Origin of the sequence: Brachyspira alvinipulli ATCC 51933, from assembly GCF_000518245.1 — a bacterium.
GTDB classification, from domain to species: Bacteria; Spirochaetota; Brachyspiria; order Brachyspirales; family Brachyspiraceae; genus Brachyspira; species Brachyspira alvinipulli.
In genome coordinates this window covers 25240-47257 of the sequence record NZ_JADF01000021.1, presented here as the reverse complement: position 1 = coordinate 47257, position 22018 = coordinate 25240, and the positions used below count along the sequence as shown (strand labels likewise).

Below are 22018 nucleotides of genomic sequence, written 5' to 3'. Positions count from 1 at the left end.
ATATTATATAAAAATCTATAATTTTTATAAATATTTTTCTATCTCTGTAAAAGCAACACCAGCCTTCTCTTGTATATAAATGTCTACTATAGAATTTGTAAAATTAGATGGTGCTGGATTTATTTCCATAATTCTAGCTCCGGAACGTTTAGCTAAATGCGGAATCTGTGCAGCAGGCATAACCTCACCGCCAGTACCTATTATAATAAATAAATCACATTTTTGAGCATCTTCTATAGAACTGTTAAAATCTATAGCAGGTAATTGCTCACCAAAGAAAACAAATGCCGGCTTTAAAGTAGCAGAACATTTTTCACATGAAGGAGGATCCATAGCAAGTATTTCTTTATCGATTTTATATCTTGTCTTGCATTTCATACATACTGCATATTTTGCTGTACCATGAAGTTCATAAACAATTTTGCTTCCGGCCTCTTGATGGAGATTATCAATATTTTGAGTAATTACAGAACGCATTATACCCATTTTCTCTAAGTTAGCTAACACTATATGAGCTTTATTAGGCTTAACATCTGTAATAGGGTCATAAAAAACCTTTTTAAGTGATTTCCAAGATTCTTTTTGATGCTTAACAAAATAAGAAATCTCAGCAAACTGACTTCCATGTTTCTCCCAAAGCCCATCAGGACCTCTGAAAGGAGGAACCCCACTTTCTACACTGATACCTGCACCTGTAAAGGCTACAGCGTATTTTGAATCTTTGATTGTTTGTGCTATTAATTTGTAGTCTATCATAATAGTTAAATTATATAATAAAATATTATTTTTTCTAGTATATATTTTATTTTTATAATAATAAATTTCAAATTGTAAAATAATGTTATTAATGTTCTATTAATGTATATAATTTATTATAAAATATAATTTTATAATAATATTTTTTTATTGACACATTACTTTATTATGTTATAATATAACTACATATTTTTATTTTTAAAATAAAAAACAGATATTAAGGATATATTATGATTAGTAGAACACAAATTATGCGTTTATTAAAATACAAAAATGCATTAAGACGCATGAAAAGTTTCGGATTTATAAAAGCTTATTCCAACAACTTGGGAGATGCTATAGGTATTACTTCAGTTCAAGTAAGAAAAGATTTTTCACTTTTTAATATCTCTGGAAATAAAAAAGGCGGATACAATATAGATGATTTACTAGAACAAATTGACAGCATATTAGGAAAACAAATATCACATAATATTATATTGATAGGATATGGTAAAATAGGAAAAGCATTAGTAAATTACAGAGGTTTTGAAAGTGAGTCAATAAGAATTATTGCTGCATTTGATCATAACCCTGATAAAATAGACAGAAATGCCTCTACCCCAATACTTCCTATAGAAGAATTAAAAGATTTTATAATTAATAACAAAATAGAAATAGCAATATTGACTGTTCCTGATTTAGAAGCCCAAAGAATGTTTGATGTTATATGTAATGCTGGTATAAAAGGAGTTCTTAATTTTGCTCCTATTAAATTATTAGAAAGACCTGATTGTATAATCAACGATGTTAATATAGCTGATGAAATTGAATCTTTATTCTATTTTATAAATGATGTAAAAGAAACATCTTCAAGCAAAAAACATAAAGATAAAGATAAAGGTGACAAATAATTAAAAAATAAAAAAAGAGATACTCTAAAAAGTATCTCTTTTTTATATACAAATGCATTATTTATTATAAGTTAAACTTGCTCTAGTCAATAAATCTATTACTTCAGGATTTCCATTTTTCATAGCATACATTAAAGCAGTTTTTCTAAACTTATCTGTAGTATTAAGATGTGCACCGGCATTAACTAAATACTCTACAGACATATAATCACCATTTTCAGCAGCAAACATCAAAGCAGTTTTACCGTCATTATCTGCTATATTCAAATCTGCATTAGCATTAATCAAAGCATTAATAGAACCACTCTTTCCAGAAACAGCAGCCCAAATCAAAGCAGTTCTTCCATCTCTCATTTTAAAATTAATACTTGCCTTTCCAATTAAAAGAGATGATACAACATCTGTTAATCCTAATGTAGAAGCTAAAGCAAGAGGAGTAATATTTCCATAAGGACCATAAGTAGCTACTATGTTAGCATCAGCACCGCGTTCCAATAATATTTTTGCAACTTCATTATTGCCTTTAGCTATAGCATAAAATAAAGCGTTTGCACCATGCTCATTTATATAATTAACTTCACTTCCTTTATCTAAAAGCAGTTTTACTATTAAATCATGGTTATTATATGATGCCACCATTAAAGGAGTCATATTATAATTAACACCATCGCCGTTTCCGCTTCTGTATGTACCGCTTATTTTTAAATCAGCATTCGCATTAACTATCATTTCAACTATGCTGTAATAACCCTTTCCTGCTGCCTGCAAAAGAGCTGTTGTCCCATTATTTAATTTTATATTAGGATTGGCATTTTTAGCAAGCAAATAAGACACTATATCTACATATCCGGCATCTGCCGCATAAGTTAATGCTGTTTTTCCATGTATACATGTAAGATTAACATTAGCATTCTGAGATAATAAAAGTAATACTACATCTTTATATCCTTTTGAAGCTGCAGTTATCAAAGCATTATGCCCTTGATTATCTCCATAGTCTATAAAATTTGAAATAGAACCTTGAGATATTAATCTCCTTATGCCGTTAGTATCACCTGTATTTGCATATTCTAATAATTGATCCAATCTTCCTGTATTAACATTGGCTGTTTGAGCAAAAAGAGTAAAAAATGTATTTAAAAATATCAAAATAAAAACTAAATAACGCATTTTTAATTCTTCCTTAAAGTATAGAATTTTAGCTATCAATAAATTTCGGAAATATATATATTAATTTTTAATAACTTTACAATTTATTTTCATTTATGACAAGTATATATGCTAAAAATTGTTAAGATAATACTTATAAAGTTCTTTTTTGGTAGAATACAAGCTGACTCCTTTTATAGGGCTTATTTTCAAGGTAATTGTTGTTAGCTTTATATTTTTAATATCTTTTATATGTAAAAAACGTTCTTTTAAAGCGTTTATTATATCAATAGTTATGCCTTTATCATTTACTCCGTTATTATAATATTTATAAACTTCTATGCTATCTTCTAAAGTATAGGAAACATCATTATTATTAAGTATCTTAAAAAAATTATTTTCTGTAAAACGGCTTGTAAATATTATAGTTTCTAAATCTTTATAATTATTTTTATCTTTTACAATATCAGACAAAGTATTATTATATTCTTTTATTATTAAATCAGTATCTCTAGCACTTTCAATATTTTTTCTTTCACATTTTGAAAATACATCAGCTATGCCTATTCTATTATTTTCAAAAAGTTTTTTCTTTTTACTTTTGTTAGTTAGAAAATCTTTATCATTTTTATAATCTATTTCAAAGCTATCCGCTATTATCTTCCAAAACTCACTTTTTTTACTTGAATAATACCAAGCATTTTCTCTTTCATAATCACTTAACTTTTCAAACTTTTCAATATTAGAAAAATTAGGCACCGGAAAAGTACCCAATATTAAAACTCTCATTTTCTTTGGAAAGAAATTAATATCGTTAAATACATGTTTTTCTGTTTTTACAATCATTTATCTTTTTATTATCCATAAAATTAAGCAGGATATTATTATTATAAATCCTAAAATACCTGTAAGTATTCTAACTCCAATTTCTCCAAAAATATCATATATAGAAGCCATAAAATTTGAAGCATTAGGATTTAAAAGCCAATTCCATTTAAAAACAGCAGCTAAAACAAATAATAAACCTGCCAATATGCCAATAATATAAGGATATTTATTCATATAAGATATTATACATACTCTCCATTAATTTAAAACCAATAATCATTAATAGTATAAAATTAGTTTATAATTCAAATAACATATTACCAAGACATTTGAAGTCCGAATCCAATATAAATATCATTTAAAGTAGGATAATTTCCTATTATATTTTTATCGAAACTTTTAGGCAGTCTTAAAGCCAATAATAAATAAGGCTCTCCTGTAACTACATTCTGATATCCTGATATTGGTATGCTTGCATTAAAACCAGCCTTTAATGCAACAGACTGCATATAGTCCTTACAATAATAAGCATATCTATATGAAAGAGAGGCAAAAAAATTATCAAAATATATATGGCTCAAATTAAACTGAGAATCCAAATAACCTAAAAGTTCAAAATCTCCAGCCAAAAAATAATTATCTTTATATTTTTTATTTTTCACATAGGCGTGAAACTCTTCCGGAGCCTTTACATATCTGCTTCCGAATACTGTAGAAGCTCCGTCAAATGCCGCAATACTGTCGAAAGCATAAGAACCGTAAAAACTTGCTCTAATTGGAACGTATCTGGTTTGGAACTTAGTGCTGAAATCAAGAGCAAATTTATTATATTTAATTGAGTATGTAGGATATAATGTTATATCAACTAAATCATCTCTGTAAGGCTTATCCGTTTTTACTTTAAATAAAAGAGAAGCCTTCAAAGAAACATTGAAAGTCCATGAAGAATATTTCCAAGTAAATGCACTTGATGTATTAGTTTGAGGATTAACAAACTCTGAAAAAAATGCACCTGATATAGAAGGTTCTAATAAGAAATATAATTTATCACTTTCTGTATTGATTAAAAACTGCATAGCAGCATAAGTATTTAATCTCCAATAATTATAAGTAGAATACACAACATCACTTTTAAATCCGAAATACAAAGGATAAAGCAGATTATATGATGTCAAAGTTAATTCTGTCTGAAGAAAATTAGAAGGTATATCATATCCAAGCCAAATTTGCGCTATATTATCCATTGAAGGCGAAGCTATAACCGATAATATACCAAGTCCATTAACTAAAAATGGAAACGTATCATTAACCTGAGGCAAAGGCACCCACATAGCCCAAGGCTTAATATATTTAAAAGGATTATAATTTCCTAGATCCATTTGAGGTGTAAACTCATACTTATTTATAGTTTTATCTGTATATGTGAAATTTTTATTCTTAGATTCTGTATCAGTATAATTCATGAGTCTGTCATATCTTGAGAATCTTCCCTTATAATAAATTTTATCGCCTGCATATACTGGAGCAAATACTCCGCCTGAATAATCTTTAGTATAAATCTTCATGGAATTATTATTTAAATCAATTTCCCCAAGTTTATAGAATCTGTCATCATTATTATAGGAAAAAAGAAGCTTATTATTTGAGTATCTTAAATATCTTACATAATTTAGAGTATTATCTTTTGTATCAATATATTTTAAAGATTTATCATTATAATTAAATATAGCTATATGCTTAACGCCGCTTTCTGTAACAATTAATGCTATATTATCATCATCTATAACAGCAGGAGAACTGTATCCGAAGTTATCATTGGCAGGAAGCAGAATTTCTTTTTCATTATTTTCATCTATATAAATTAAAACTGAGTTATGCAAATCTTTTGATATTCCTATAATTCCATTTTTGAAATATCTTGCATACTGCATATCAAACCATTTTCTTTTGGTTCTTATCTTTTTATTTAAATCATATTCCTTAACAATATATTTATAAAGTCCGCCGTTATACATTAAAGAAACTATTAAAGCATTGCTTCCGTCCTTTGAAATATCCAAACTCTCAGAGCCTCTGTCTATTAAAAATTCAAATTTTAAATCTTTTTTATTATTTTCATTATTTCTTTTATCTTTATAAGAATACAATGCCCCAATGTCCCCGTCTATATAATAAACTGTGTCATCATAAGAATAAACATCATTAATAAAAGTTTCTTTATCATTTACTCTTAATTCCTCGCTTGGATTAATATTTTCTAATACTAATGAATTTTGAAAATCAGACCATATCTCAGTAAATTTAATTCCGTATACTTTTTTAAAAGCTCCGTAAACTCCTGAATTATAAACTAAAAATGAGAAATGAAGTCTAGTCTGCATTCTATTCCAAAACTCATTATACTTTTCCATTCCGAATCTTTTCTGAATATATTGCGAGAAAAGTCCTCCGTATTCATAATAAACATTTCCGTAAGGGTTTTTAGTCCATAAATAGGAAGCCTGCATAGGTGTTCTGAAATCACCTTCAAATATATCCTGTCTTAATCTTTGCCTAACTAAAGGATCATTAGCTCGTCCGAATCCTGTTAAACTCTCTACACTTACAGGAGCACCTTCTATCATAAAAGGCATAGCATTAATATGTACAAAAGAAGCCCAATTACCCATTACTTTAGTAGCTGTACCGGTATTCTCTGAAGCCATTGAAAGCAAATGCGTAAGTTCATGTATGAATACGCTTTCAAAATTATTGCTGAAGCTTGTAAAGTTTTCATCCAAATTTGTATCATATAGTATCAAACTTGAATAAGGTATTATCATTGCAGCAGAATTAAACAAATTAAAATCCGGTGTTATGGTTATTGGAATTTTTCCTCTTACTGTACTATTTAAAATTTTAGAATATTTTTCATATATATCATCAGCAACTTTTGCAAGATTTTCTGCTGTTCTCCTTGATTCCATTGGGAAAATAATTTCAAACTTTTCTGTTTGTATAGTATAAAGCTTTCTAAACGGCTTAAAGGTCTGCGAATAGATATTGGCAGAAAGTATAATTATAATAGATAAAAATAAAAAAAGTTTTCTCATAAATAATTATTGCTAGTATATTATAGTTTAGTATTTTTGCAATAAACAGTTTATTTTAGATTAGAACAAATTAAACATATATATAATTTTTTTTATAAAATCATAATTAAAGTTAATAATAATTTTATAAAAATCAAATGCATATAATATATTTTCATTATAGATAATAAACTGAATAATCAAATATAAAATATACTTGTAGATTTAAGATTGTATGATAATATAACTCGTACTAAAAATTATAGAACTGTATTTATAAATTATGAAATATAATGTTTTAAGAAATAAAGATTATGATTTTATAAATGAAAATTATTCAGACTTATACCCAAATATTCATAAATATCCTGCTACAATGCTTCCGCAAATAGGTGTAAAAATACTGCATGAATTAAATATTTCTAAAGGCATTTTACTTGATCCTTATTGCGGTTCAGGATCATCTTTCTCAAGCGCTCTGGAATGCGGAATAAATTATATGTCCGGATATGATATCAATCCTTTAGCAGTATTAATATCGAAAGTGAAATTTACTAAAATATCATTAAACTCGCTGGCAAAAGAAAGAGAGCATTTATATGATGAGATTATTAACTTCAAATATAATAAATCATTTATGATTACTCAGCCTAATGTAACAAATATTGATTTTTGGTTTTCAAAAGAAGTGATAAATAAACTAATGATTCTAAAATATTTTATTTATAAGACAAATAACAAATTAAGAAATTTTTTATTAATACCTTTTTCAGAAACAGTAAGAGAATGTTCTTATACAAGAAATAATGAATTTAAACTATATAAAATGGAAGAAGAATATATATCTAATTTTAATCCTAATGTATTTAAATTATATTTTGAAAAATTAGATAAATTAATTTCTATATATAAAGATTTTTATTTACCAAAATTAACTAATAATATTAATATAAAAATAAAATGTTCAGAATTAAAAAATGAAAAAAAATTATACGATGTAGTTTTAACAAGTCCTCCTTACGGCGACAGTAAAACAACGGTTGCTTATGGGCAATTTTCAACTCTGCCTAATGAATGGATGGGAATTGAATATGCTAGAAAAATTGATAATTTATTAATGGGGGGAAATAAATCTAAAACTCTTTTTACTAAAGGTATAATATCAGATTACATTAATGAAATAAATCTTTCTAATAATAAAAGAGCATTAGAGATTTCATCATTTTATTATGATTTAGAAAAATCAATTATGAATGTATCTAAAGCAGTTAAAAAAAATGGAAAAATAATATATGTTGTAGGCAATAGAAGAGTTAAAAATATAGAATTGCCTACAGATCAATTTATAGCAGAAAAATTTGAGGAAAATGGATTTAAACACTTATTAACTTATAAAAGAATATTAAGCAATAAATCTATGCCTTCAAAAAATTCTCCTGAAAATAAAAAAGGCAAAACTTTAAATACTATGCTGTATGAATACATTGTAGTATGTGAAAAATAATTTTTATATAATATTATTTTTTAAGAATGTAAATTCCCAAAGAAATTAATCCCAATCCTAAAACAGTACTTAATATATAAAGAATACTATCAGAAAAAGGAAGTTTTATATCTCTTGGTTTATCAGCATCATACCATAAAGGGATTTTATCTCCTACTTTTCTAAAAGGATAATAACTTTTTAGAGTTGTATATAATGTTCCGTATTTATCTGTTTTATAACTTATAAGCATTGCACTTTCATATCTAGTTTTTCTATACTTATATACTCTTTTTCTATTATACTGTTCAACTACTCCTACAGTATGAATATAATTTTTTGTACCAATAAAAGAAAAAAAGCCTATTATTCCAATCAAAGTTAAAACTATTCCTGCAAAAAATACTGCTATTTTTACTATTATTTTATTCATATTAGTCATAATTAAAACCTATTATTGATTCTATCATACACAAAAATAAAATCAATTATGTTTTTATATTAACTGCAAATTATATAAAACTTGATAAAAAATTTTTTTTGTTTATAATATGAAAACATTTTATAAATTACTTTTGATTTATATACAGGGGAATGAGGGTGAAAATCCCACGCTGGCCCGCAACCGTAAAGTATAGAAATTTGTTTTTCTGTCGAAGTCGGAATGCCTGAAATTAATAATCAAGTCGAGTGCACTAGGTTATATATGCACTCCTTTATAAAATTGCTAGAATTTTTAAAAGGAGTTTTTTATGTCAAATATAAAAACTAAATTATTTTTTATAGCTTCAATGTTATTGTTTGCTATATCATGCTCAAATCCATCAACCAATCCTGTACTTACCCAAAACACAAAAAATTACTTGATAAATGTCTGGGAAAATCCAAGCTATAAAGGAGAAATATACGAATATAAAGAAGGATATTTTTATGCTTACGGCGGAGGATACGGTATAGTTACTTATTCAATTACTGCAGATGAAATAGTTTGGGGTAAAGATAATACATCAGGAATAATATATGGAAAATATCTTGAAAGCTGGGATAAGCCGTCAATTGGAAAATATTATGCTGTATCTTTTAAAAATTTAACAGCAAATAGCATATCTATTTCAGGTGCTTTAAATAAAGACGGAACGTATACAGCTAATTCATTAGAAGAAGCTAAAAAAATATTTACAGCAGAAAATAATTCTTTTTCTGTATATTCAGACTGCATAAAATACAGCAAATGATTTTATCAACTAGGAAACAATTATGAAAAAACAAATTAAAATTTTATTATTTATATTATCAATATTTATACTATCATCATGTGCAAAACATTCGGCAACCGATCCTAGATTAGATAATACAGACAATAATTCATTTAAAGGAGTAGCTATAGGAAATGGTTATGACGGTACTGTTTATTATGGAAATAAATCTTTTACTGGAAGAATAACACAAGAGAAAATAGAAGAGTTATGGAAATCTATGGTTTCAGATAAAACAGTATACAATAACAGCAGCTATCAATTTGTAACTGGAAATTTTAAAAGCGATGCTCACTATTATGAAAGCACTTGGAACAGCGGAACAGCACCAAGAACAGAATTTAGAAAATGCATAGTACAGCGTTATAATGGTAAAGATTATATAGCAGGCATATACTGGGATAATAAAACAGGTGTTGGAATGCAGATAAGATACAGGCTTATTATAATAGATGAAGACGGTGCTGAACAGGCATGGTATGGCGGCGGAAGTTCTGAAAATGCAATTCCAAATGAAAATACAACTGATTGGGTTAAATATTGGTTTGTATTCGGATATATAAAATTATAAATATTAATTGGAGACTATATTAAAATGAAAAAAATTTTATTACTTATTTTATTAATATCAATAATAGTATCATGTTCTAAATCGCCTACAAATCCAATATCTCAAAGAAGCGAATATAAACTTCTTACAGATAATTATATTTTATCTCTATCTTGGAGCGATAAAAGAAAACAAGATTATTTCTACACCAATTGGATGAATACTTTTACTAATCAGACTATAATACCCGCAGGAGTAACAACAAAAACTAGAACAACAGACAGTAAAGCAACCTATTTAGAGGATGGTACAGTTTTAGGAAACTTTATATATGCCACAAATATAGAATGGAAAGGGACTAATTGGATAGGTGCTTTGTATGAAGATCCAAGAAGAAGCGGACAAGACAGCAGATGGATGATTTTCCATGTAGATTTGGAAGGCAACTTTATGCTTGCTTCTGCATTCGTACAGGTGCTGTAAATAATGCTCCTACAGAGGATGATTGGAAAGGAATATTCAATCAATGGGGATCCTATGCAACTGGGATTTTAAATTTAAATTAATAACACTTTATAAAATATAAGAAGTTTATTAATAATATTTTTATTTTTAATGAAGATTATATGGAAGGAACAATGATAAAAAAAATAATCTTTTCCAAATATTTTTTTATTATGAAGCATACATCAATACTAATTATTTTATTATCAGCAAATATTTTATATTCTCAAACCTATTTAATAAAAGAGCTTAAAGGAAATATTTGGGTTACTTCTCAAGTTGAAATGACTAATAACAATGAGTCTGTACAAACTAATAGAAACGCCAAAGAACCTATTAAAGTTAATAATAGGGTTATAACTTCTGAAGAAATAGAGCGAATGGGATATAATAATGCTCAGGAAGTATTGGCCAATCAGCCCGGATTTGTGAATAAAGGCAATTATATGGGCAATGAAGTTGTTGATCCTGCCGGAGCTAATGGGGATAATATAAAAATATATATCAACGGAATTCTTATGAACACAGCAAAAGGCAATGCAGATGCAGGAGTAGATTTAAGAAGAATACCAGCAAATTTAATAGAATCTATTGAGATAATAGGAAATTCTATTTATATAACAACTAAAAGTCCTAATCAGGATATCACTTTAATATCTTTTGCTTACGGAGCTTATAACACCATAAGACCTTCTATATTATTTTCAAAAAAAATAGGAGATAATCAAATATTTACATTCACTGCAGATTCATATTACAGCGATGCAAATTATCATTATGATTTTATAAATATGGCTGGAAAAAGAGTAACTGGAAATTTTAGAGACAACAGACAATTTATAATAAACTCATCAGCTAATTATAAGTACATACTTCCTAATGACGATTATATAAATGCTTTTGTAAATGTATCATATTCTGATTCTGCAGCACAATACCAGATTCCCCCTATAAGCTATACTGATTCTTGGTTTACATTTACAACCGTTGCATCGTCAATATCTTATAATGGCTTTTCAGATATTTTAGACTATAATATAAATCTCACTTATTTATTTGATTCATTTGTTGACAGACCTTATTTTAAAGACGGAAAATTTATTTCTGACTATAAATCTCATGCTATAGCTTTAAATGCATCTCTAAAAAGAATGGATGAGCTTCTGCCTAATACAATAACACTATACAATCAATTAACACCGGAATACAGATACGATATTTTAACAGAAGACACCAATTCAATAGAAACTAATTTTTATTATTATCCGCAAAGACATTCTCTATCTATAAAATATGATATGCAGCTTTCATTCGGATATTGGGATGATTCCACTCCTATATTTTCATTATTGCCAAGTATTAAATATGAATATCAAAATGAACATTTTACAAATAATCAAAATAATAATTATCTGGCATACAATGCAGCATTTAATTTAAACTTCTATAAAGGATACAGTTTATATTTCTCATATTCAAGCGATTATACTTCTCCTACATTCAATGATTTATATTACGGAACATTCAGTAATCCTAATCTTAAGCCGGAAACATATAATCAAATACTTACAAAATTGACATTAGAGCCTATAACAAATTTAACTATAGAAGCTTCTTATGCATATACTGAATACACAAATAAAATAGTTTGGTATAATGCCGTTCCTGAAAATGTTGACTCTGCCGTTTCTCATATATTTAATTCAAGCATAGGATATCAAATACCATTTCTTAATTTTAATAAAATATCAGCAAAGATAGGATATTCATATCAGATTGCAAATCTTGGAAAAAACAAATTGCCTAAAATAGGACTTCCTGAACATGTAGTAAGTGCACTATTAGGATACGACTTCATACCTAATTATAAAGTATTAAGTTCATTTTCAATTAATTTTATATATACATATTCTGCACCAAGACCATTAACAGAAAATAAGCCTATATATTACAGTGAAGTATTCCATGACTTTAATATATCATTATATTCTATATGGTTTAATCATTTAATAGTATCTATGAATTTTAAAAACATTTTTAATAGAACTCCTCAGCTTTCAACTTATTCGGTTGCAAAGCCTTTTACTTGGGAAATAGAAGTAGGATATAATTTTTAGTAATAAAATGAATCATAACTACAATGAAATTACAAGCAAATCAATATTATAAATTTTATTCTGTATGCGGGAAATTTACTTTAAATCTAAAAAATATTGGGCGGGCAGTAAAAATAACTGTTAAGATAAAAAGAAAAATAATACAAAAATTCAAATTGAAATAAAAAATATAGAGGGTGGGCAAGTGTAATTAAATTTTAAAACTTTGATTACATACCCCGCCCTTTATACTTATAACTAACTTTTAAATTTCAATATTAACTATCTTTATAACTTACTTAGAATTTTTAGCTCCCGCCAAAGTGTTAATTAAGTTTAGAATTTCTTTAACATAAGCTAAATAAAATTTTTAGTATAACGAAAATTGAATTATATTTTATATTTAAGAACCTTTGCTAAACTTTCTAAAAGCCTGAACAGTTTGAACAGAACCGTACTAAAAAACTATTTTAAATCTAAATACTCCTAAAGCTATTTTACATAAAGTTTTATAAAGATTGTATAAATTAATATCTTTGATAATTTCAAATTTATATTGTTGTATATTATATAAGGTAATTTCATGATTTTTTACTGTAAAAGTTAATATATCTTTTTTATTTAAATTGTCATATTCAATATTAAAATCATTATTTAGTATTTTAGGAATTCCTCTTTTTCCTTTAATACAAAATAATGTTTTTGCAACATCTAAAAATTTAGAAAAGTCTTGTTCTATATTTTCATTAAACCAAGAATTACATTTGTCGCATTCCAAACTATCTATTAAATGACCGCCTATATTTTCAGGTATTATATGAGATTCATTAGAAAAATATTTTTTATCTGAATTATTACAATATTTACATACTTTAGGTTTAATTTTATAATTAAATGTATATTTCCCTTTATCATCATAATAAATTGTTGTTATAATATTAAAATATTTAGAAATATACTCTTTATAGTTTTTTACATATTTTTCATCTATATTATATACTTCTTGTAACTTTTCTTCTGAAATTTCTAATATATCTGAAATACAATAAATACTATTTGTTGTATAAATTTCTATGAATAAAATAAAAGGTTCACCATTTTTTATAATTTTTAGTTTGTTTTTTATTTTATGATTATATTTATTTGAATAATATTTATTTATAAAATTAGATAAATTATTAATGATATTATCATTCATTATAATTATTTGAAATGGTTGATAGTCTATTTGATTATTAATTATTTTATATTCAAATCTAAAAACATTAAAAAAATCTAAAATAGCTATTTTATAATATAAATTAATATTATATATTTCTTGTAGTAAGTAATGAGTAATACAAAAATTAATTTTATACATTTAATAATTATTCCTTAAAAAATCATATTCAATTATAAACCAAATAAGTAAATCGGCAACAATATATAAGATGATATCTAAACAATTTTAACGCACGGTAAACAAAATATTAACTATAATAAAATTCAAATTACAATCAACTATATTATTAATTTTATTTTGCGTGCGGTAAATAGATGTTAAATTTAAAAAAATATTGGGCGGGCAGTTAAAATAACTGTTAAGATAAAAAAGAAAAATAATACAAAAATTCAAATTGAAATAAAAAATATAGAGGGCTGGCAAATGTAATTAAATTTTAAAACTTAATTTACATACCCCACCCTTTATTCTTCATAACTAACTTTTGAATTTTAATATTAACTATATTTATTGACTTATTTAGAAATTATAGCACCCGCCCAAATATTAATTAAATTTAGAATTTATCTAACGCACGGTAAACAGAATTTATATAATACAATAAAATTTGAATTATAGATGAACTTATATTTTAAATTCGTTCTGCGTGCGGAAAGAAATATACGAATTTAAAAAAACATTAGTTCAGTAATCGGTTTAAAATTAAAATCCCAATCACTATTTACTGGTATTGTATGTCCGTCAACATCATCAAAATAAAATGTTATGCAGTTTTTAGAATTTATGCTTATAGATGTTAAACTTATTGATTTTATAAATTTTTCTCTTTCCATATTATGAGGCTTAAATATACTTTCTGACGCACATTCTTTTAATTTTATATCAATATCTTTTTTGTTAGCAAATATTTTTTTGATTATATCAACGCTTTGTTTATTAAATTCTTCATCAATATTATCAAAGAAGATTAAAATATTACTGTCAGTCCAAAACATATCTTTCTTAAAACTGTTTATATCTTTATTAAGCACAAAATCGCCTAACTCTTCATCTTTATAATAAATAATCTCTGAATATTTTTCTAATATGATATTTAAATCATCATCTTTATAATCATTGTCAACTATATCTTCAAGTAAAAAATTAATATAGAAATCATCAGGATCTTTTTCTTTTCTCACCTTTAATCTTACTATACTTTCATCTTTGAGTATTTTTAAATATTCTTCAGGTTCTTTAACTTTTTTATGAATAATAAAATGAGTGTTTTCTATAATGACATTAGCGGCAATATTTTTTAAAGCTATAGCTGAAACAAATAAAGTATAATATTTATCCCAAGGTATTTTATTATATTTGCAGCATGACCTTTTTAGTACGAATGCCATGTCAAAAATTTCATCATCAAAATCTTTATTAAAATCTTCAATTTCTTTATCCATTTTTATACCCTGTTAATATTATAATATGCTAATATAAAATATCAATAATAAATTTTAAAACTTTTATTAATACCCCGCCATTTATTCTTTATAACTATATTTTAATTTTAGTTTTTTCAATTTTATTGTTTGTGGTGGCTTTGCCCCACCGCTCTGCGTACTTCGTAACACCCCACTTCTTTTGTTGCCACAAAGAAGCAGGCACAGCCCGCCTGTGGCGAAAGGCTACACTTGCACTTTTTGGTTCTTTTTGCGGCGGGAAAAAGAACAACAAAAAAATTGACAAACTCTAAAATTTTTAGTATATAATAAAATTTGAATTATAATATAAATTTATATTTTTAGTTTTGTTAAACGTGCGGTAAGTAAATTAAAAATTAATTATCCTATTATATAAGGCTCTGTAAAACTAAAATCATAGTCACTTTCTACTGCTATTATATGTCCCCAGAAAATATCACCGTCATCAAACCAAAATGTTATATTATCTTCGTATATAGTTATAGATGTTAATTTTATTAATTTTGAGAAATCTTTTTTATTTATATGAGGCTTGTCAGCATCATCATTCCAATTGTTGGCATCTTCAAGCATGTTCTCTGATATATAGTCTTTTAATTTTTTATCAATATCTGTTTTATTAGCAAATATTTTTTTGATTATATCAATACTTTTTTTATTTAGTTCTTCATCAATATCATCAAATGAAACTGATATATCATTATTATCAATCCAAGGCATGTTTTTTTCAAAACAGTTAATAGATTTATCAAGTTTAAAATCTCCTAATTCTTCATCTTTATAATAAATAGGCTTAGAATATTTGTCTAATATAATATTTAAATCATCATCTTTATAATCATTATCAACTATATCTTCAAGCAGAAATCTTATATATAAATCATCATTATTTTTTTCTTTTCTCACTTTTAATCTTGCTATGCTTTTACTTTTTAGTGTTTGAAAATACTCTTTTGTTTCTTTAACTTTTTTCTGAATGATAATATTGTCATTTTCTATAATTTCATTAGAGTCAATATTTTTTAAAGCCATAGCATAAATATACAAAGTATGATATTTATCTTTATGAGCCTTACCAGCTCCTAAGCATGATTCTTTAAGCACGAATGCCATGTCAAAAATTTTATCATCAAAATTGCTATTGAAGTTTTCAATTTCCTTACTCATTTTATATCCTATTATTAATAATGTCATACTATAGTTCATATTATATACCAAAAATCTGCAATACATTTTTAAAACATATGTAAATTTATAGCTTTTTTTATATATCTATATATAATATAACTATTAATTCAAAATAAATAAGTTAGGATTATCAAATGAGATTTAGAAAAAGTATAAAAATATGCAAAGGATTAAAGGTTAATTTATCTAAATCAGGATTAAGTGCTACAGTAGGTGGAAAAGGATTATCTTTTAATTATGGTAAAAGAGGTGGATATGTAAATGCTTCAATTCCAGGTACAGGATTACATACTAGAAATAAAATAATAGGAAGTTCAAAAAATACATATAAATCATATTCTCCTAAAAATAAAAGTTATTCTTCTAATAGTTATGATGATTATGATGATAGTACTACATTATTTTATTTAAGTATTAAAGAAGATAGCGGAGAAATTGTTATTCTAAATGAAGATAGGATTGAAATCACAGATGAAACTATTATAAAAAAAATTAAAAGGTCTGAAACTTATAAAGAAAAAAAAGAAGAATTATATGCTAAATTAAAAGATAAGATAGATAAAGAAGAAATATCTTTTATTGATATATATAAATTAACACCTAAAGTTGTAACAGAAGATGATATTAAAAATAATTTAAATAATTTAGTAAAAGAGGAATATACAATTGAACCTTTTATTAAAGAAGAATTAAATGAAGATGAATTATATAATGAAGCCACTAATTTATCAAAAGGTAAAATAAAATTATGGCCATTTTGGACTTTTTCTAAAAGAAAAAAAGAATTTATAGATAATGAATTTAATAATTTGAAAATATTAAAAATAGAAGATGAATTAGCAAAAGAAAAATTACATTATGAAGAAGAAAAAAATAAGAAATTATTATTAGATAAAGAATTTGAGGAAGAATTTAATAATACAAAAAAACATTTAAATGATATATTATCTGGGGATGATATTTTTGTAAATGATACAATAACAAAAATAATTGATGATATGGAATTACCTATTGAATTTAATATCAATTTTGACTACAACTATGAAGAAAAATCTGTATATTTAGATTTAGATTTACCTGAAATAGAAGATATTCCAACAAAAAAAGCAAACTATTTATCTTCTGGAAAATTAAAAGTAAAAGAAAAATCTCAAAAAGAATTAAAAGAAGATTATTTAAAATGTGTATGTGGATTAGCATTTTTCTTTAGTGCATATATATTTAATGTTTCAACAAGAATAGAAAATACATTAGTATCTGGTTATACTCAGAGAGTTAACAAAAAAAATGGTAATGTTGAAGATGAATATATATATTCTATTTTAATAGAAAGAAATAAAATGAACAATATTAATTTTAATAATATTGACACAATATTAGCATTTGATAATTTTAAAAATATAAAGAACTTCACTAAAACTTTTGAAGCCAAAACTATAATACCAGCAAATAATATTGAAGATATTATGAAGTAGTCATGCTATATAATAGTTTTTATTTTTATAATTATGAAATCTAATAATATAAATCAACATGAGGAATATCTTTATGAAAAAAATTATATTTATTATTTTATTATTATCTAATTTTTTAAATGCTGATATTTATACAGATTGGAATATACAAAATTTAGGTTCTATGATTGTATTAGTAAAATATAGTACAGATAAATTAGGAATGTTTACAATTGGATTATCTGATATTATGGGTGATAATGTACAAATAATACACTATAATTTACATAATGCTGATACAGCTATAAAAATAGTATATGATGATGATAATAGTAAATTATATGGTTTAGATGAATATACATCAGGAAGTTCTATTATTATGTCAGGTGATATAGCTAGTTTTTTAATAGATAATTTATATAATGTAAAGGAAGTATTTATATATTGTGATAATAGTTTAATTTGCCAATTTGAATTAAAAGATTTAACTAATTTATTAAATAAGTATAGATAAATTAATATTATATAGTAAATACTTATAAATTAAATAAAACTAGTTTTTAGTAATACAAAATATCTTTTATATAATAACTAATCGAACACACCTATTAAGTACTATATGAAATACTTAATAAGTGCGTGAATAAGTTTTTACTTCATAAAATAAGATTTTACTGTTCCGTATATTGATGAAGTAAATCTTTTATTAATCTCTAAAGGATTTATATATTCTTCTTCATTGCAGTTTCCGTTTTCATCTAGTCTGTGGAAAGAAATATTTTTAAATGTTACTTTTTCGCTAGCCTCCATTCCAAACCACATATATTCAAAATCTATACGGCATGCAATTTCTAATACTGAATCTTTTAATTCATAATAAGTATAGCTTCCGCCGTCTTCAATATCTCTGCTTCTTTCAAATGACATTTTATTTGCCATTGACATTATTTCGCCTGCTGTTATTTCTTGATCTTCAAAAGAAATGATTTTGTTGTTTTTTATGTGTTCTTCTTTCACTTCTTCAAATAATAAATCAAGCTGATTTATAGGCTGTGATATTTCATAATCACTTAATTGAGTTTTCCATTTTGATAATTTATCATCGTCTAATTCTATAGGGTGAACTAAAGTAATATTCTTTTTATTTTTAAAACTGTCTTCAAATATATATTCTTCTTCATCGAAGGTATTGAAAGAACCGTCTTCCATATATCTGAAGCTTTCTATCAAATTATTCTTTTCATCATAAACACCCCATATAAGTTTTAAAGCAAATATATTCATTATAGGGTTTTCAACAAAAAGCTCAGTAAAAGTTTTATAAGACCATTTTCTTCCGTTTAATAAAACTTTATTTAATCTTGTTATTTGATTGGAAGTTATCATTTTTATATTTTTCTTTATCAAAGTTAATTCTTTTTTGGATGCATCTGCAGTTTCTTTATGGTCTTTGCTGTTTGGTGCAGGAAGTGATTTTAAAACTTTGTCATTTGAATCTGTTACTTCGATAGTGAAATCATTTTTTATTTGAAGTTTAAATACTCTGTTTGCCTCTCCTCCATAATGAAGTTCTCTCATTCCTTTTTTGTCAAAGTCTAAATCTGGAATTATTTTATCTATTAGCTCATCTTCTGAAATCTCTAATGCTTTGGCAGTCTTTTTTAATGCATCTTTAGCAGCATTTTTTACTTGATTATTTTTTACTTTTACAGACATTGTATCAACTAATACTAATGCAAATTTGCTTGCATTTAATGCTATAGCATATACTGCATGTGCTGCTAATGCTCCTCTTGCATTCAATGACCATTCTTCAATTTGAGTTTTTAATTTCAATAGTTTATCTTCAGGCTGGAAAATACAATATGGAATAAGTATATTTTTTAATTTTGTATCCGCTTTGTTGTTAAGCCAATTAGAATATATAGAGTCAAGTGCATTTCTAAATGAATCAATATCAAAAAACTCTGCTATTTTGTTGCAGTCTTTTAATATAGAAGGTTCTTTTAATGCAACATATTCCATAAACACATACTGAACTATTTTTAAAGGGGCTTTAGTTTTCTTGTCTTTTAAGAGAATATTAGAAAGTATATTTTCGTCTATATCTTTTATTAAACTTTCATGTCCTTCATTATAGTATTTATTTAAATGTGATTCTATTTCTTCAACACTTGTAAATTGAAAATCATCATCAAATTTCTGTAAATCCCAATATTTAATTATTTCTTTATAAACTGTTCTTGATGCTTCTTTTCCTTCATTTGCTAATTTTTCTACTTCGCTTCTTACAATGCTTTCATTATTATTAATTACTGATACACAATACTTTTTTATTTCTTTTGATTTTGCTGTGTCGAGAACTTTGAAAACAAAATCAAATTTATTATCAATAAGTTCTTTTAATTCATCACTGAAAAGACAATTGATAAATGATATAGTACCGCTAATATTTGCTGTTATAGAAGTGATAAATGATTTTTCTTCCATAATAGATTTTGTTTCTTCTGCATTATTTTTTATAAGTGTGATAATATTATCTTTTGAATCTAATAATGATAAATAAATATCTTTTAATGGTACTTTTTTATCATTAACTAATTTTTCTTTAATTTCTAAAATACCTCTATTATAGAATATTTCCTGAATAGAAATATAAATTGAAATTTTGCCGTATATTCCATAATGCTTTAATAATTTAGTAGTAATTTCTGATGCTTCATCATTTATACCGTCAAAGGACATTATAGCTGACAAATAATGACTATGATTACCATAAGGTTCTTCTTTTACATATTTAAGGCTTTTAGAAATTATATTATCAAAATTTTTAATAGGGTCCATCATTTTTAATAATACAGGCTCTCTAATTTTTAATAACTCTACGCACATTGTTTTGAGAGTTTCTACAATGGAATTAGTATCTATATTATATTTATTATCACCGCCTGCAAGCATAATTGATGAAAGCATAGCATAATCAAGATATAAATTTTCCAATTTTGATTTTTCTATTATCTCATAAAGTTTATAAAATGTTTCTTTGTCTTTATCATATAATTTTTTTACTTCTACTGTTAAATATGAAATAAAAAGAGTGTTATTATTAACTATTGTGTTTAATAAAATACATTCTTTAGGGAAATTGCATAGTTCTAAATATTCAGGTATAAGTTTTTGAGTGTAGTAATAATAGCCTTTATCCTCTGAATAGCTTTTAAATAATCTTTTATATAATTTTATAGTTCTTGTCATATCTTTGTATATATTCACAAGAAAATAAATCATATTGTTATCTTTATTTAAAATATTCATTAATCTTTTATAAACTTCTTCATCTTTATCAACTATACTAAAAAGTAATGATATAGTTTCTTCATCATTGATTTTTAGAGAATCTATATAATTTAATAATTGTTTTATGAGGCTTTTATCATCATCTCTATTTATGAGGTATACCAAAATAGTTAATAATAAATGAGGCTCTTTATTTAATAATGCTTTATTGTCATTTTTTACTTTTTCTAAGTATTGATTAAAGTCTTTAGGCATATAGGCTTCTAATTCTGAAAATTTATAAAAATTATTTACTTGTATTTGTATATATTTAGATGCTTCATTGTTGGCTAAAGTTGCTTTAGAATATTTTTTATCATATATAGTTCTTTCATACGTATTATTATAACTTTCTATTAATGCTTTTTCTAAATCTTCACCAGTGGATAATCTCAAAATTATATGAACATTTTTGTCTTTGTATATATCTTTTATTATAGCTTCAGCGTATCTTGACAGTGCTTTTTTATCTTCTTCTTTAGTATTTTCATCAAAATAAAATTTAAAAATATCTTCAGCTTCATAACCGTAATAATTTCTTAAAATAGGACAGCTGTTTGATCTTCCGTAAAAATAATCAAGGAATGCATTCTTATTGTTTTCGTATTGGAATATTCTTTCAAACTTATTTCTTATTTGTTCTTCATTACTGATATTATTCTCCATATATCACCTCATCAATAGTATTTTTATATAGTATAATTAATTTTTTTTGTTATGTCAAATTTTATTATTGTTGCTATGCTATAATCAGCAAATAAATTTATTT

The 22018-nt window shown here is 25.2% G+C and carries 18 protein-coding genes and 1 riboswitch; of the genes, 8 read left to right on the top strand and 10 right to left on the bottom strand.

The annotated features are described in order from the left end of the window. Positions 1 to 24: 24 nt before the first annotated feature. Positions 25 to 756 (bottom strand): SIR2 family NAD-dependent protein deacylase, encoded by a 732-nt coding sequence (locus T324_RS0103745; protein ID WP_028329025.1) that lies wholly within the window; start codon positions 754 to 756, stop codon positions 25 to 27. 230 nt (positions 757 to 986) lie between these two features. Between T324_RS0103745 and T324_RS0103740 the strand changes: the two genes are divergently transcribed. Beyond that, positions 987 to 1649, top strand: a complete 663-nt coding sequence (locus tag T324_RS0103740; protein WP_028329024.1) for a redox-sensing transcriptional repressor Rex — start codon at positions 987 to 989, stop codon at positions 1647 to 1649. A gap of 57 nt (positions 1650 to 1706) precedes the next feature. On the opposite strand, the gene T324_RS0103735 is transcribed toward T324_RS0103740, so the two are convergent. From T324_RS0103735 to T324_RS0103720, 4 genes are all read right to left on the bottom strand, one after another. Further along, on the bottom strand, positions 1707 to 2819 hold the full coding sequence (locus T324_RS0103735) for an ankyrin repeat domain-containing protein (RefSeq protein WP_028329023.1): 1113 nt from the start codon (positions 2817 to 2819) through the stop codon (positions 1707 to 1709). A gap of 111 nt (positions 2820 to 2930) precedes the next feature. Beyond that, positions 2931 to 3644 (bottom strand): uracil-DNA glycosylase family protein, encoded by a 714-nt coding sequence (locus T324_RS0103730; protein WP_028329022.1) that lies wholly within the window; start codon positions 3642 to 3644, stop codon positions 2931 to 2933. Beyond that, positions 3645 to 3860 (bottom strand): immunity 17 family protein, encoded by a 216-nt coding sequence (locus T324_RS0103725; protein WP_038375002.1) that lies wholly within the window; start codon positions 3858 to 3860, stop codon positions 3645 to 3647. 83 nt (positions 3861 to 3943) lie between these two features. Beyond that, on the bottom strand, positions 3944 to 6718 hold the full coding sequence (locus tag T324_RS0103720) for a TreP protein (RefSeq protein ID WP_028329020.1): 2775 nt from the start codon (positions 6716 to 6718) through the stop codon (positions 3944 to 3946). A gap of 262 nt (positions 6719 to 6980) precedes the next feature. On the opposite strand from T324_RS0103720, the gene T324_RS0103715 reads away from it, so the two are divergent. After that, the gene (locus tag T324_RS0103715) at positions 6981 to 8201 is read left to right on the top strand and encodes a TRM11 family methyltransferase (RefSeq protein ID WP_038375001.1); all 1221 of its coding nucleotides are present in this window, start codon (positions 6981 to 6983) and stop codon (positions 8199 to 8201) included. Between the two features lie 13 nt (positions 8202 to 8214). Here the strand turns inward: T324_RS0103715 and T324_RS0103710 are convergent, their stop codons facing one another. Further along, positions 8215 to 8613: a hypothetical protein gene (locus T324_RS0103710; protein WP_028329018.1), complete on the bottom strand. Its 399-nt coding sequence runs from the start codon at positions 8611 to 8613 to the stop codon at positions 8215 to 8217. Between the two features lie 142 nt (positions 8614 to 8755). Next, a riboswitch (adenosylcobalamin-variant (AdoCbl-variant) riboswitch) is annotated at positions 8756 to 8858 on the top strand. Between the two features lie 74 nt (positions 8859 to 8932). On the opposite strand from T324_RS0103710, the gene T324_RS0103705 reads away from it, so the two are divergent. From T324_RS0103705 to T324_RS0103690, 4 genes are all read left to right on the top strand, one after another. After that, positions 8933 to 9415 (top strand): hypothetical protein, encoded by a 483-nt coding sequence (locus T324_RS0103705; RefSeq protein WP_038375000.1) that lies wholly within the window; start codon positions 8933 to 8935, stop codon positions 9413 to 9415. Positions 9416 to 9437: 22 nt separating this feature from the next. Further along, positions 9438 to 10007 carry a hypothetical protein gene (locus T324_RS0103700; RefSeq protein ID WP_028329016.1) on the top strand — a complete coding sequence of 190 codons (570 nt, stop codon included), beginning with the start codon at positions 9438 to 9440 and terminating at the stop codon, positions 10005 to 10007. Between the two features lie 24 nt (positions 10008 to 10031). Then, positions 10032 to 10469 (top strand): hypothetical protein, encoded by a 438-nt coding sequence (locus T324_RS16670; protein ID WP_245580620.1) that lies wholly within the window; start codon positions 10032 to 10034, stop codon positions 10467 to 10469. A gap of 194 nt (positions 10470 to 10663) precedes the next feature. Then, positions 10664 to 12607 (top strand): TonB-dependent receptor plug domain-containing protein, encoded by a 1944-nt coding sequence (locus T324_RS0103690; RefSeq protein ID WP_028329015.1) that lies wholly within the window; start codon positions 10664 to 10666, stop codon positions 12605 to 12607. A 436-nt stretch (positions 12608 to 13043) separates the two neighbouring features. Here T324_RS0103690 and T324_RS0103680 read toward each other — a convergent pair whose 3' ends face one another. From T324_RS0103680 to T324_RS0103665, 3 genes are all read right to left on the bottom strand, one after another. Beyond that, on the bottom strand, positions 13044 to 13946 hold the full coding sequence (locus T324_RS0103680) for an HNH endonuclease (protein ID WP_028329014.1): 903 nt from the start codon (positions 13944 to 13946) through the stop codon (positions 13044 to 13046). 530 nt (positions 13947 to 14476) lie between these two features. Continuing rightward, a complete protein-coding gene (locus T324_RS0103675) occupies positions 14477 to 15250 on the bottom strand; it encodes a DUF7021 domain-containing protein (RefSeq protein ID WP_028329013.1) in 774 nt (257 codons plus the stop codon). 381 nt (positions 15251 to 15631) lie between these two features. After that, on the bottom strand, positions 15632 to 16438 hold the full coding sequence (locus T324_RS0103665; RefSeq protein WP_028329012.1) for a DUF2262 domain-containing protein: 807 nt from the start codon (positions 16436 to 16438) through the stop codon (positions 15632 to 15634). Positions 16439 to 16593: 155 nt separating this feature from the next. Here T324_RS0103665 and T324_RS0103660 point away from each other — a divergent pair, with 155 nt between their 5' ends. Both T324_RS0103660 and T324_RS0103655 read left to right on the top strand, forming a co-directional pair. Beyond that, positions 16594 to 17934 (top strand): DUF4236 domain-containing protein, encoded by a 1341-nt coding sequence (locus tag T324_RS0103660; protein WP_028329011.1) that lies wholly within the window; start codon positions 16594 to 16596, stop codon positions 17932 to 17934. Between the two features lie 73 nt (positions 17935 to 18007). Further along, positions 18008 to 18427, top strand: a complete 420-nt coding sequence (locus T324_RS0103655; protein WP_028329010.1) for a hypothetical protein — start codon at positions 18008 to 18010, stop codon at positions 18425 to 18427. Between the two features lie 137 nt (positions 18428 to 18564). Here the strand turns inward: T324_RS0103655 and T324_RS0103650 are convergent, their stop codons facing one another. After that, complete coding sequence (locus T324_RS0103650) at positions 18565 to 21915, bottom strand: DUF4132 domain-containing protein (RefSeq protein ID WP_028329009.1); 3351 nt, start codon at positions 21913 to 21915, stop codon at positions 18565 to 18567. Positions 21916 to 22018: the final 103 nt, after the last annotated feature.

Excerpts from the sequence above, each read along its gene's own strand:
- T324_RS16670 (WP_245580620.1), top strand. The coding sequence starts at position 10,032 with ATGAAAAAAATTTTATTACTTATTTTATTAATATCAATAATAGTATCA.
- T324_RS0103660 (WP_028329011.1), top strand. The coding sequence starts at position 16,594 with ATGAGATTTAGAAAAAGTATAAAAATATGCAAAGGATTAAAGGTTAAT.
- T324_RS0103675 (WP_028329013.1), bottom strand. The coding sequence starts at position 15,250 with ATGGATAAAGAAATTGAAGATTTTAATAAAGATTTTGATGATGAAATT.
- T324_RS0103665 (WP_028329012.1), bottom strand. The coding sequence starts at position 16,438 with ATGAGTAAGGAAATTGAAAACTTCAATAGCAATTTTGATGATAAAATT.
- T324_RS0103715 (WP_038375001.1), top strand. The coding sequence starts at position 6,981 with ATGAAATATAATGTTTTAAGAAATAAAGATTATGATTTTATAAATGAA.
- T324_RS0103650 (WP_028329009.1), bottom strand. The coding sequence starts at position 21,915 with ATGGAGAATAATATCAGTAATGAAGAACAAATAAGAAATAAGTTTGAA.
- T324_RS0103730 (WP_028329022.1), bottom strand. The coding sequence starts at position 3,644 with ATGATTGTAAAAACAGAAAAACATGTATTTAACGATATTAATTTCTTT.
- T324_RS0103735 (WP_028329023.1), bottom strand. The coding sequence starts at position 2,819 with ATGCGTTATTTAGTTTTTATTTTGATATTTTTAAATACATTTTTTACT.
- T324_RS0103725 (WP_038375002.1), bottom strand. The coding sequence starts at position 3,860 with ATGAATAAATATCCTTATATTATTGGCATATTGGCAGGTTTATTATTT.
- T324_RS0103690 (WP_028329015.1), top strand. The coding sequence starts at position 10,664 with ATGAAGCATACATCAATACTAATTATTTTATTATCAGCAAATATTTTA.
- T324_RS0103700 (WP_028329016.1), top strand. The coding sequence starts at position 9,438 with ATGAAAAAACAAATTAAAATTTTATTATTTATATTATCAATATTTATA.
- T324_RS0103745 (WP_028329025.1), bottom strand. The coding sequence starts at position 756 with ATGATAGACTACAAATTAATAGCACAAACAATCAAAGATTCAAAATAC.
- T324_RS0103705 (WP_038375000.1), top strand. The coding sequence starts at position 8,933 with ATGTCAAATATAAAAACTAAATTATTTTTTATAGCTTCAATGTTATTG.
- T324_RS0103655 (WP_028329010.1), top strand. The coding sequence starts at position 18,008 with ATGAAAAAAATTATATTTATTATTTTATTATTATCTAATTTTTTAAAT.
- T324_RS0103680 (WP_028329014.1), bottom strand. The coding sequence starts at position 13,946 with ATGTATAAAATTAATTTTTGTATTACTCATTACTTACTACAAGAAATA.
- T324_RS0103720 (WP_028329020.1), bottom strand. The coding sequence starts at position 6,718 with ATGAGAAAACTTTTTTTATTTTTATCTATTATAATTATACTTTCTGCC.
- T324_RS0103710 (WP_028329018.1), bottom strand. The coding sequence starts at position 8,613 with ATGAATAAAATAATAGTAAAAATAGCAGTATTTTTTGCAGGAATAGTT.
- T324_RS0103740 (WP_028329024.1), top strand. The coding sequence starts at position 987 with ATGATTAGTAGAACACAAATTATGCGTTTATTAAAATACAAAAATGCA.